Annotated in this window: 13 protein-coding genes; 1 reads left to right on the top strand and 12 read right to left on the bottom strand. The window is 72.6% G+C overall.

Annotated elements, in window-relative coordinates; all coding sequences use genetic code 11:
- Positions 1 to 170: 170 nt before the first annotated feature.
- From prcA to VF468_30570, 12 genes are all read right to left on the bottom strand, one after another.
- Entirely contained in the window at positions 171 to 866 is a 696-nt protein-coding gene (gene prcA / locus VF468_30625; protein ID HEX5882642.1) for a proteasome subunit alpha, read from the bottom strand.
- Between the two features lie 2 nt (positions 867 to 868).
- Positions 869 to 1,660, bottom strand: a complete 792-nt coding sequence (gene prcB / locus VF468_30620; protein ID HEX5882641.1) for a proteasome subunit beta — start codon at positions 1,658 to 1,660, stop codon at positions 869 to 871.
- Positions 1,657 to 1,869 carry a ubiquitin-like protein Pup gene (locus VF468_30615; GenBank protein HEX5882640.1) on the bottom strand — a complete coding sequence of 71 codons (213 nt, stop codon included), beginning with the start codon at positions 1,867 to 1,869 and terminating at the stop codon, positions 1,657 to 1,659. The genes prcB and VF468_30615 overlap by 4 nt, the downstream gene beginning before the upstream one ends.
- Before the next feature lie 84 nt (positions 1,870 to 1,953).
- Positions 1,954 to 3,438 (bottom strand): depupylase/deamidase Dop, encoded by a 1,485-nt coding sequence (gene dop / locus VF468_30610; GenBank protein ID HEX5882639.1) that lies wholly within the window; start codon positions 3,436 to 3,438, stop codon positions 1,954 to 1,956.
- Positions 3,439 to 3,475: 37 nt separating this feature from the next.
- Positions 3,476 to 5,206 (bottom strand): proteasome ATPase, encoded by a 1,731-nt coding sequence (gene arc, locus VF468_30605; protein ID HEX5882638.1) that lies wholly within the window; start codon positions 5,204 to 5,206, stop codon positions 3,476 to 3,478.
- A gap of 253 nt (positions 5,207 to 5,459) precedes the next feature.
- Entirely contained in the window at positions 5,460 to 5,636 is a 177-nt protein-coding gene (locus VF468_30600; protein HEX5882637.1) for a CsbD family protein, read from the bottom strand.
- 54 nt (positions 5,637 to 5,690) lie between these two features.
- Positions 5,691 to 6,500: a tRNA (adenine-N1)-methyltransferase gene (locus tag VF468_30595; protein HEX5882636.1), complete on the bottom strand. Its 810-nt coding sequence runs from the start codon at positions 6,498 to 6,500 to the stop codon at positions 5,691 to 5,693.
- Positions 6,497 to 7,441: an ATP-binding protein gene (locus VF468_30590; GenBank protein HEX5882635.1), complete on the bottom strand. Its 945-nt coding sequence runs from the start codon at positions 7,439 to 7,441 to the stop codon at positions 6,497 to 6,499. The genes VF468_30595 and VF468_30590 overlap by 4 nt, the downstream gene beginning before the upstream one ends.
- A 2-nt stretch (positions 7,442 to 7,443) precedes the next feature.
- The gene (locus VF468_30585; protein ID HEX5882634.1) at positions 7,444 to 7,647 is read right to left on the bottom strand and encodes a MoaD/ThiS family protein; all 204 of its coding nucleotides are present in this window, start codon (positions 7,645 to 7,647) and stop codon (positions 7,444 to 7,446) included.
- A gap of 9 nt (positions 7,648 to 7,656) precedes the next feature.
- Positions 7,657 to 8,391: a M50 family metallopeptidase gene (locus VF468_30580; protein ID HEX5882633.1), complete on the bottom strand. Its 735-nt coding sequence runs from the start codon at positions 8,389 to 8,391 to the stop codon at positions 7,657 to 7,659.
- Positions 8,388 to 9,533: a homogentisate 1,2-dioxygenase gene (locus tag VF468_30575; GenBank protein HEX5882632.1), complete on the bottom strand. Its 1,146-nt coding sequence runs from the start codon at positions 9,531 to 9,533 to the stop codon at positions 8,388 to 8,390. Before VF468_30575 ends, VF468_30580 begins: the two co-directional genes overlap by 4 nt.
- Positions 9,530 to 10,735 (bottom strand): crosslink repair DNA glycosylase YcaQ family protein, encoded by a 1,206-nt coding sequence (locus VF468_30570; GenBank protein ID HEX5882631.1) that lies wholly within the window; start codon positions 10,733 to 10,735, stop codon positions 9,530 to 9,532. The genes VF468_30575 and VF468_30570 overlap by 4 nt, the downstream gene beginning before the upstream one ends.
- Before the next feature lie 83 nt (positions 10,736 to 10,818).
- Between VF468_30570 and VF468_30565 the strand changes: the two genes are divergently transcribed.
- Positions 10,819 to 11,533 (top strand): PAS domain-containing protein (locus tag VF468_30565; GenBank protein ID HEX5882630.1); only part of this gene is annotated, 715 nt, incomplete at its 3' end.

Below are 11,533 nucleotides of genomic sequence, written 5' to 3'. Positions count from 1 at the left end.
GGCCAGGGCGACCACCAGCAGCAGGATCAGCGCCGCCGTCAGCCCGCGGACCTTCCGCCCGGGCGGCGGGTCAGGCGGCGGGGCCGGCTGCGGCAGCCAGGACGGCCGGTCCTGCCGCTCGGCGTCCGGAGCGGGGGGTGGCCAGCCCGGGCCGCCGGGCGGGGGCGGGCTCACGACGCCGGTTCACCGGCACGGGAGGAGACGTCCTCCTGGGTCAGGCGCCGGAACGAGCGCCGGGGCCGGTCGCGCTCCAGCACGGCCACCTCGAGGCGGGAGTTGCCCGTCTCGCCGGCCGGGGCGACCTGGCGCAGGACCCGCATGGCCAGCTGCAGGGCCCCGTCCAGCTCCATGTCCTCGTCGTAGCCGCGCTGCAGCTCGCTGTTGAGCTCGTCGCTCTGGCCGCCCATGGCCAGGAAGCCCTTGCGGTCGAACACGTTGCCGTCGAACACGATGTGGTACATCGCGTTGGGGGCGCCGTCGACGCCGACCTCGGCCACGCACAGCTCGACCTCGTAGGGCTTGAACTCCTGGACGAAGATCTGCCCGAGGGTCTGGGAGTAGGCGTTGGCGATCGAGCGCGAGGTGACGTCCTCGCGGCCGTAGGCGTAGCCGCGGATGTCGGCCAGGCGCACCCCGGCCTGGCGCAGGTTCTCGAACTCCGAGAACCGCCCCACGGCGGCGAACGCGATCCGGTCGTACAGCTCGGCCACCTTGTGCAGGTGGGTCGAGGGGTTCTCGGCCACGAACAGGATCCCGCCGGCGTACTCGAGCACGATCAGCGGCCGGCCCCGGCCGATGCCCTTGCGGGCGAACTCGGCCTTCTCCTTGGTGAGCTGCTCGGGCGGGACGTAGAAGGGAACGCTCACCGTCAGCCCTCTCCTTGGGCGCGGGCGGCGACCAGGCGCTCGGCCGCCTTGCGGAGCTCGTCGTCGGCAACCCGCCGGTAGCCCTCGGCGGTGACCGTGGCCACCACCGGGAAGATCCCCCGGACCAGGTCGGGCCCGCCGGTGGCGGCGTCCTCGTCGGCGGCGTCGTACAGCGCCTCGACCAGCACGGCGACGGCGCTGTCGCCGTCCATGCCGGCCCGCCAGCGCTTCTTGAGGCTGCCGCGGGCGTCCTTGCCGCCCGAGCCGGTGGCGTGGTAGTCGGCGTCCTCCCAGCGGCCGCCGGTGACGTCGTAGCGGAAGATGCGGCCGGCCTCCCGACGGGTGTCGTAGCCGCAGAACAGCGGCAGCACGACCAGGCCCTGCATGGCCAGGGGGAGGTTGCCCCTGACCATCTGGCCGAGCTTGTTCGCCTTGCCCTCCAGCGACAGCGGGAAGCCCTCGATCTTCTCGTAGTGCTCCAGCTCGGTCTGGAACAACCGCACCATCTCGATCGCCGGCCCGGCCGCCCCGGCGATCGCCACCGCCGAGAAGTCGTCGGCCGGGAACACCTTCTCGATGTCCCGCTGGGCGATGGTCATCCCCTCGGTCGCCCGCCGGTCCCCGCCCATGGCCACCCCGTCGGCGAACGTCAGCGCCGCCACCGTGGTCCCATGCGGCACCTCCGGCACCGACCCCCCGGCGGCCTTCAGCTCCAGCAGCTCCGGCGCATACGCCCGCAACGCATCAACGAACGACGGGCTGAACAACTTCGGCCCCTCGAACGGGTTCCTCACTCTCCGCCCTTCTGGACATACTGCTTCACGAACTCTTCGGCGTTCTCCTCGAGCACGTCGTCGATCTCGTCCAGGAGCGCGTCGAGCTCCTCCTTGAGCTCCTCGCCCTTCTCCTGGATGTCGGGGGACGCCTGGGCCGCTTCCTGCTCGGCGTCCTGCTTGCCGGGCGTGCGCCGCTTCTGCTCGGCGCCGCCGCTGTCTCTGGCCATCGTGCCTCCCTGGACGAGCGTTGAGGCGATTGTTCCATGCCCTGGCCACGGGCGTCGCAGCCACGGCGCATCTGTGGACGGGGCTCAGGCTTGGAGGTTGCGGATCAGGTCCTCGGCGGTCGGGCTGGCGTCGAGGACGGCTGCGGTGTGGGCGGCGGTGCCCCGGGTCGGCTCGAGCATGGGGACCCGCTGGAGGGTCTCGCGGCCGATGTCGAAGATGATCGCGTCCCAGCCGGCGGCGGCGATCTGGGGGGCGTAGCGGGCCAGGCAGCGGCCGCGGAAGAACGCCCGGGTGTCGGCGGGGGGCTCGGCCACGGCGGTGGTGATCTCCTGCTCGGCGACCAGGCGCTCGACCCGTCCGGCGGCGGCCAGCCGGTAGTAGAGGCCCTTGTCCATGCGGACGTCGTGGTACTGGATGTCGACCACGGCCAGCTTGGCGTCCTCCCACTCCAGGTCGTGGCGGTCGGCCATCTGCTGCATGAGCTGGTACTTGGTCGCCCAGTCGACGGTCCGGGACGCCTTCAGGGGGTCGTCCTCGAGCAGGGCCAGGACCGCCTCCCAGCGCTCCAGGACCTCGATCTGCCAGTGGCTGGTCTCGCGGTCCTTGAGGTAGGTCTTGGCCGCGTCCAGGTAGTGCCACTGGAGCTCGCAGGCGGTCAGGCGGCGGCCGTCCTTGCGTTCCACGACGGTGCGCAGGGTCGGGTCCTTGGCGATGGCCCGCAGGGCCTGGACCGGGTTGGCCAGCTGCCACTCGTCGCCGGGGATGACGCCGTCCTCGATCATGCTGAGGACGATGGCCAGCGACCCCGTCTTGAGGAAGGTGGCCACCTCGTTCATGTTGGCGTCGCCGATGATCACGTGCAGGCGGCGATAGCGCTCGGGGTCGGCGTGGGGCTCGTCGCGGGTGTTGACGATCGGGCGCTTGAGGGTCGTCTCCAGGCCGACCTCGACCTCGAAGAACTGGGACCGCTGGGCGATCTGGAAGGCGACCGAGCCGTCGTGGTGGTCGCGGACCAGGCTGCCCGCGCCGGCGAAGACCTGCCGGCTGACCAGGAACGGGGTCAGGTCGCGGACGATCCGGGCGAACGGGGTCGCCCGGTCGACCAGGAAGTTCTCGTGGGTGCCGTAGGAGGTGCCCTTGCCGTCGGTGTTGTTCTTGTAGACCTGGATGCGGCGGCCGCCCGGGGCCAGCTCGGCCGCCCGCCGGGCCGACTCGGCCAGGATCCGCTCCCCCGCCTTGTCGTAGGTGACCAGGGTGCGGGGGTCCAGGCACTCGGGCGAGGAGTACTCCGGGTGGGCGTGGTCGACGTAGTAGCGGGCCCCGTTGGTCAGGATGACGTTGGCCAGGCCCAGGTCGTCCTCGGCCGGGGTCTCGGGCTCGCGGGCCGCCTCGAACCCGCGGGCGTCGCGCAGCGGCGACTCCTCCTCGTAGTCCCAGCGGACCTTGCGGCCCCGGCCCGAGAAGGCGTTGACCAGGAGGCTGGAGGCCAGCACCGGGTTGGAGTCGGGCGCGCCGGGCACGGTGATGCCGTACTCGGTCTCGATGCCCATGACCTTGGTGATGGCCATCCCTGGTTCCCCTCCCCGGCAGCCCCTGGGCCGAAGCCTAGAGGTACTGCCCGGCGTTGACCTGCTCGATGGTGCGCCCGAGGTCCTTGGAGTTGCCGCCCTCGATCAGGGTCCGCACGTACACGATGCGCTCGCCCTTCTTGCCCGAGATGCGCGCCCAGTCGTCGGGGTTGGTGGTGTTGGGCAGGTCCTCGTTCTCCTTGAACTCGTCGGTCACGGCACCGAACAGGTCGGCCGCCTTGATGCCCTTCTCGCCGGTCTCCAGGAACCGCTTGATGGCCATCTTCTTGGCCCGGTTGACGATGTTCTCGATCATCGCCCCGGAGTTGAAGTCCTTGAAGTACAGGACCTCCTTGTCGCCGTTGGCGTAGGTGACCTCCAGGAAGCGGTTCTCGTCGGCGTCGGAGTACATCCGCTTGACGCCCTCGTCGATCATCCGGGCCAGGGCGGCCTCGCGGTCGCCGCCGGCCACCTCGACCACGTCGGCGGCCAGGGGCAGGGAGGCCAGCAGGTACTTGGAGAAGATGTCCTTGGCCGCGTTGGCGTCGGGCCGCTCGATCTTGATCTTCACGTCGAGCCGGCCGGGCCGCAGGATCGCCGGGTCGATCATGTCCTCGCGGTTGGAGGCGCCGATCACGATCACGTTCTTGAGCTGCTCGACCCCGTCGATCTCGCTCAGCAGCTGGGGCACGATGGTGTTCTCGACGTCCGAGGACACCCCCGACCCGCGGGTGCGGAAGATCGAGTCCATCTCGTCGAAGAACACGATCACCGGCACGCCCTCGTTGGACTTCTCCTTGGCCCGCTGGAAGATCAGCCGGATCTGGCGTTCGGTCTCCCCCACGTACTTGTTGAGCAGCTCGGGGCCCTTGATGTTGAGGAAGTAGCTGCGCCCCGAGGGCTGGCCGGTCACCTCGGCCACCTTCTTGGCCAGCGAGTTGGCCACCGCCTTGGCGATCAGGGTCTTGCCGCAGCCCGGGGGCCCGTAGAGCAGGATGCCCTTGGGCGGCTTGAGCTGGTGCTCGGCGAACAGGTCGGCGTGCAGGAACGGCAGCTCGACGGCGTCGCGGATCTGCTCGATCTGGTCGGCCAGGCCGCCGATGTCCTGGTAGGAGATGTCGGGCACCTCCTCCAGGATGAGCTCCTCGACCTCCGGCTTGGGCAGGTGCTCGAGCACGAACCCGGAGCGGACGTCCAGCAGCAGGGAGTCGCCGGCCCGCAGGGTGCGGTTGCGCAGCGGCTCGCCGATCTGCACCACCCGCTCCTCGTCGGCGTTGCCGATGACCAGGGCCCGGTCGACCCCGAGCATCTCCTTGAGCTGCACGACCTCGCCCTGGACCTCGAAGGCGCAGGCCTCGACCACGTTCAGGGCCTCGTTGAGCATCAGCTCCTGGCCGTGCTGGAGCGACTTGGGGTCGATGTCGGGGTGGACGTTGACCCGCAGCTTGCGGCCGCCCGAGGTGATGTTGATGGTGCCGTCCTCGTTGACGCTGACGAACGACCCGAAGCCCGAGGGCGGGGCGGTGAGCTTCTCGACCTCCTCCTTGAGGGCGATGATCTGCTCCCGCGCCTCGCGCAGGGTGGCGGCCAGGCGTTCGTTCTGGGACAGGGCCTGGGCCAGCTGGCCCTTGGTCTCGAGGAGGCGTTCCTCGAGCACCCGGACCTGCCGGGGCGAGTCCTGCAGGCGGCGGCGGAGCAAGGCCGTCTCCTCCTCGAGGAACTGGATCTGGCGTTGCAGCTCGCTGGGCTCAGGCGCCTCCTCTGGCATGGGGTCGGGGTCGCGACGGGACCGAGACTGCCGGGAGCGGTCGGCGTCCTTCACGTGAGTCCCCCCTTCGGCGGTGGTGGAGGCTACCGATGGATGGCTAGGTAGACTTGCTTAAACCCTATCGGCTCTTCGAATAGCGCGCTTGTGACGAAATCTGGGAGTGGTCCGCAGCGGCCATGCTACCGGCCCTCCCCCGGATACGACGACCGGGCCGCGCCCGGAGGCGGCGGCCCGGTGGATGGTCGGCAGCGGCTCAGGCGTCCTTGATGGCGTCCTTCACCTTCTCGCCGGTCTGCTTGAGGTTGGCCTTGGCCTGGTCGGTCCGGCCGGCCGCCTCCAGCTCCTCGTCGTCGGTGGCGCGGCCGAGGGACTCCTTGGCCTTGCCCTTCAGCTCCTCGCCCTGGTTGCGAAGCTTGTCGTCGGTCGCCACGTGGGCATCACCTCCGCGGCGCTGCCTGCCCCCTGACGCCCGGGCGCAAACCGGTCAGGGGAGGCGGCCGGGGGACGGCCAGGGGCCGTCGACCCGGCGGGCCGAGACCAGGAAGCCGGTGTGGCCGACCATGCGGTGCTCGGGCCGGACGGCCAGGCCGTCGACGTGCCAGGGGCGGAAGATGGCCTCCGAGGTCTCGACCAGGCCGAAGCTGCCCGAGGACTCGCACGCCTCGGTCAGGCGCATCACCTGGGGCACGGTGGCCACGAAGCAGACCAGCACCCCGCCCGGGTGCAGGGCGCCGGCCGCGCCGGGCACGACCAGCCACGGCTCCAGCAGGTCGAGCAGGACCCGGTCGACGGGGCCGACCCCGGCGATGCCCTCGACGACGTCGCCCTGGTGCAGCTCGAAGCCGTCGGGGGGCTTGCCGAACCAGCGCTCGAGGTTGCGCCGGGCCTGGTCGGCGAAGTCGGGGCGGCGCTCGAAGGAGTGCAGCCGCCCGCCGGGGGCGAGCGCCTGGAGCAGGGCGATCGACAGCGCCCCGGAGCCGGTGCCGGCCTCGACCACGGTCATGCCCGGCTGGACGTCGGCCGCCATCACCATCAGGGCCAGCATCTTGGGGTAGATGACCTGGGCCCCGCGGGGCATCTTGACCACCCAGTCGGCCAGGGTGGGCCGCAGCACCAGCAGCTTCTGGCCGAGGTCGGTGCGGGCCACGGCGCCCTCGGCCGACCCGATCAGCTCGTCGTGGGCCAGGCGGCCCTTGTGGGTGTGGAAGGTCGCCCCCTGCTCCAGGGTGATCAGGTAGCGGCGCCCCTTGACGTCCTGGAGCAGCACCCGCTCCCCCGCCTCGAGCGGCCTCAAGCAGACACCACCGGCAGGGACGTGACCAGCCGGGACTTGGAGCGGCAGAAGGCGCAGACAGCCTCGGAGGCCGGGTCGTCGGGGGCCTGGGTGACCATGCCGCAGCGGGCGCACTCGGTGAGGTCGGCCACGTCGGCCACCTTGAGCAGACCGGCGGCCCGGTCCAGGTAGCCGAACAGGAAGCTGTGCTTGGTCCCGGGGGCCGCCTCCTCCATCTGGTTGAGGGTCTCCTTGTGGCGCATCTGGGTGTTGCCGGCGACCAGCGGGCACTCCTCGACCACGTAGTCGATGCCCTTGAGCACGCAGTAGGCGGCCGTCTCGCGCTCGGCCACCCGGTACAGCGGCTTGACCTTCTTGACCAGGCCGGGCCGGGTCGCCTCCAGGACCGGGAACTGGCGCGCCATCGCCGGCACGTCCCAGCGCAGGGTGTTGCCGAACAGCACCGCCGCCTCGTCGTCGAGGTTGTGGCCGGTGCAGACCACGTCGTAGCCGCCGTCGAGGGCGGCCCGGTTGAACACATACCGCTTGGACAGCCCGCACACCCCGCAGGAGGAGCGGCCGCCCTTGCCGGCCGCCTCGGGGATCGTGTAGCCGTGCTCGCCGGCCAGGTCGTGGACCAGCAGCCGGGCCCCGCGGGCGGCCGCGAACTCCTGGCACACGTCCTTGGAGCGCTCGGAGTAGGCGCCGATGCCGAGGCTGAGGTAGAGGCCGTCGACCTGGTAGCCGAGCTCCAGCAGCAGGTCCCAGAGGGCCAGGGAGTCCTTGCCGCCGGAGACCGCGACCAGCACCCGGTCGGTGTGGCCGAGCATCCGGTACTTGGCGATGGCCCTGGTCACCTGCTGGCCGACGTAGTGGAGGAAGCAGTCGCGGCAGAAGGCGGCGTTGTGGCGGCGCACCTCCATCACGGCGGCGCCGCGGCAGCGCTTGCAGCGCATGGCCATGGCTAGACCCCTCCGCTGATGGCGAACCGGACCTCGACCTGGTCGCCGTCGTGGAGCTCGTCCTGGCTGGTCAGCAGGGCGCCGTCGCGGATCACCAGGACCGCCCCGGGGAGCACCTCCAGGCGGGCCAGCAGGTCGCTGACGCGGCGCACGTCGGCCACCTCGACGCGACGGTCGGGCGGCCGCAGGCGGGCGGTGACGAGCATGCCAGAAGGCTACCCGCGCTCGGCCCGCCCGGCGAGCAGCTCCGAGCGAGCCGCCGAGCGTTCGCCGTCGGCGGCGGCCCGCCACAGGAACAGGCCGAGGACGACCTGGGGCAGCCAGCGGGGGGTCCGCTGCCACAGGGCGGCGACCGCCCCGCCACCGACGAGGACGGCGGCCAGGGCCCGGCCGCCCACGGCGGTCACCCTGGTCGCGAGCAGGCGGCGGCCGGTGACGCGCCACACCAGCGCCCTGGCCACCCGCCCGCCGTCGAGGGGGAACCCGGGCAGGAGGTTGAAGGCGGCCACCACCAGGTTGCCCACGAACAGCCAGGCCAGCAGGTCGCCCGCGGGCCCGGCGACGTTCCCGCCGGCCAGCGCGAACAGTCCGGCCAGGGTCACCGAGGCCAGCGGCCCGGCCATGGCCACCAGGGCCTCGCCGGCGGCGTCGGCCGGCTCCCCGGTGATCCGGGCCACCCCGCCGAACGCGAACAGCCGGATCTCGGCCACCGGCACCCCGATGACCCTGGCGGCCACGGCGTGGGCCAGCTCGTGGACGAGCACGCAGGCGAAGAAGGCGACCGCGAACCCGCCCGACCACAGCACCGCGGCCGGCCCGGCCAGCTCCGGCCCCCACAGCTCCCGGCTCAGGAGCACGACCACGGCCAGCCCGGCGAACCACGACAGGTCCAGGCGCAGCGGGATCCCCAGCACCCGGCCCAGCCCCATGCCCCGCCCGACCTGGATCACTCCTCCAGCAGCCCCAGCCCGCGGGCCCAGGAGGTGGCGTAGGCGTCGATCGAGGCCTTCTCGGCCTCGGGGCTGACCACCAGCGGCTCCAGGCACTCGATCATGACCGCGACCTCGTCGGTCATCTCCTTGGCGGCCGCGCCCTCGGCCGCCCCCGGCTGGGGGCCGTGGTGGACGCCGGCCGGGTGCAGGGTGGCCATGCCCCGGTCGATCCCCTTGCGGCTGAAGAAGTCGCCGTCGTGGTAGAAGAGCAGCTCGTCGTTGTCGATGTTGGAGTGGTAGAAGGGCACCCGCAGCGCCCCCGGGTCGGTCTCGAACGGCCGCGGGGCGAAGGTGGCGATGTCGAAGCCGCGGCACCGGAAGGTGGTGTGGACGCTCGGCGGCAGGTGGTAGCGGGGGCTGACCACCGGCCGGAAGTCGGCCACGTTGAGCCGGAACGGGGCCAGGTCGCCCTGCCAGCCGACCACGTTCAGCGGATGGTGCGGGAAGGTGAAGGTGGTGACCTCGCCCCGGCGCCGCACCCGCACCCGGAAGCTGCCCTTCTCGTCGTGGGGCTCGGGCTCGGGCGTCTCCAGCACCCCGGGGTCGAACAGGGCGTGGTGGCCGAGCAGCCCCTTGTCGGGCAGGACGAACTCGTCCCCTTCGATCACCAGCAGGAAGTTGTCGGTGGTGGCCGGGACGACCCGGTGGGTGGTGCCCTTGGGCACGACCAGGTAGTCGCCGGGCCGGAAGCGGAGCGGGCCGTAGTCGGTCTCCAGCGTCCCCTCGCCCCGGTGGACGAAGTAGACGACGTCGCCGTCGGCGTCGCGGACGAAGTACGGCATCGGCGCCGACCGGCGCGACACCAGCACGGTCAGGTCGCGGTTGGACAGCACCACCAGCGGGTCGCCCTCGGGGTCGGTCTGGTCGGGCGGGGCGAGCCGGTTCCAGTCGAACGCCCACGGGCGCAGCGGCCCCTCGACCTTCACCCAGGCGGTCGGCGGCGCGGTCCGGTACAGGTGCGAGGCCCGTCCGGTGAACGCCTGGCGGCCGTGCTCCTCCTCGACGGTGCCGTCCGGCAGGTCGACGTGGGCCTGCCGGGAGGCCAGGCCCTTGCGCTGCGGGATCATCCGCTCGCCCCCTTTGGCGGTTCGACGCCTCACCCCGGAAGGGTAGCGCGCAGCCGCCTGGCCAGGGTGGCGGGCATGGCGTCGCCGGCCACCACCCCGGCGGCGCCCAGGTGGGCGGCCAGCCGGGAGGCGGCGGCCGCGGTGGCGGCCACGGCCTCGGCCGGGTCGGGGCCCGGCTCCAGGTGCAGGTTGCGCAGCAGCAGGACGCCGGCCTGGCGGTCGTGCTTGGGGTCGACCCGGGCGACCAGCCGGCCCCCGGCCAGCACCGGCATGGTGTAGTAGCCGTGGACCCGCTTTCCCGCGGGCACGTACACCTCCAGCTTGTAGCGGAAGCCGAACAGCCGCTCGGTGCGCTGCCGCGACCAGATCAGCGAGTCGAACGGGCTGAGCAACACCGGCGGATGGGCCACCCGGCGCGGCACCGGCGTCCCGGGGAGCAGGTAGGCCGGCTTGGCCCAGCCCTCGACGGCCACCTCCTGGAGCAGCCCGGCGGCGACCGTCTCGGCCAGGGCGGCCCTGGCCTCGGCGGGCGGCAGGCGGTAGTAGTCGGCCAGGTCGGCGGCGGTCCCGACCCCGAGGGCGCGGGCGGCCAGCAGGGTCAGCTCACGGGCGGCCTCGGCCGCGGTCGGCTCGGAGGTGTCGGTCCCGGGCGGCAGGACCCGCTCGGCCAGGTCGTAGCGGCGCTCGAAGTTGACCCGGTCGTGGACCAGCACCGTCCCCTGGTCGAACAGGTCCTCGAGCACGTGCTTGGCCGGCGCCCAGTCCCACCAGCTCCCCCGGGTCGGCCCGTCGGGGTCGCGGAAGGCGGAGGCGGCCAGCGGCCCCTCGTCCCGGATCCGGTCCAGCACCGGGCCGTAGAGATGCTGGTGGCGCCGGCGGATGTCGGCCCACCACCCCCGGGTGGAGGCGGCCAACCGGCGCATCCGGGGCAGGCACAGCCGGAAGCTGGCCATGGGCAGGAACGAGGCCGCGTGGCCCCAGTACTCGAAGCCGGCCCGGCGCCGGTAGACGACCCGGTCGAAGGCGGCCCGGTCGTGGGCGCCGGCCCGGGCGGCCAGGACCAGCTCGTGGCTGCGGGCGACCACGTTGATGGAGTCGATCTGGATGGCGCCGAGCCGTTCCAGGATGGCGCGCAGGGTGGCCGGTCCGGCCGGGCGGGCCCGGGCCGGGGCGGCCAGCCCCTGGGCGGCGAGGGCGACCCGCCGGGCCTGGTCGAGGGAGAGGGCGTCGGGCATGGCCAGAAACCCTAGCCGATCGCCAGGACAGGTCGTGACGCGGGCCCTCGCAGGGTACACACTGACCGGGAACGGAGGGCCGGATGGACCTGGACGACCCGTTCTCCCGAGAGCTGCGCAGCCTCCGTGACCGGATCGCCGAGCTGCGGCGGCGATCGGTTGCCAACCCACGGCCGGGCCATGGGCTGCTGCCCGAGGCCCTGGCCGAGCTGGACCTGGCCCTGGAGGAGCTGTCGGTCGCCGGCGAGGAGCTCCGCTCCCGGCACGACGAGCTGGCCAGCACCCGCCAGGCGCTGGAGGCCGAGCGCCAGCGCTACCAGGAGCTGTTCGAGTCGGCGCCCGTGGCCTACCTGGTCACCGACCCGATGGGCAGGATCCGCGAGGCCAACCGGACGGCGGCGGCGCTGCTCGGGGTCGGCAAGGGGTTCCTGGCCGGCAAGCCGCTGGCCGCCTACGTCGACGGCGGCGACCGCTGCGGGTTCCGGTCGATGGTCAACCGGCTGGGCCAGGGGGACCAGGGCCGGGTGGCCGACTGGCCGCTGCGGCTCCGGCGGCGCGGCGGCGAGGTGCTCACGGTCGCCGCCACCGTGGAGCCGGTCCTCGATCACGACGGCGGGCTGGCGACCCTGCGCTGGCTGCTGCGCCGGCCGGAGCCGGCCCTCGAGGACCTGGACGTGGCCGCCGACCTCGGCGGGACGGTGCAGGTGCTGGTGGACGCGGGCGTGCGGCTGCTCGGCGTCGACGGGATCGGGCTGATGCTGGCCGACACCCAGGGCCGGTTGTGCGCCGCCGGCGGCT

Source organism: Actinomycetota bacterium (assembly GCA_036280995.1).
GTDB lineage: Bacteria > Actinomycetota > CALGFH01 > CALGFH01 > CALGFH01 > CALGFH01.
This window is presented reverse-complemented; position numbering and strand designations above follow the sequence as displayed.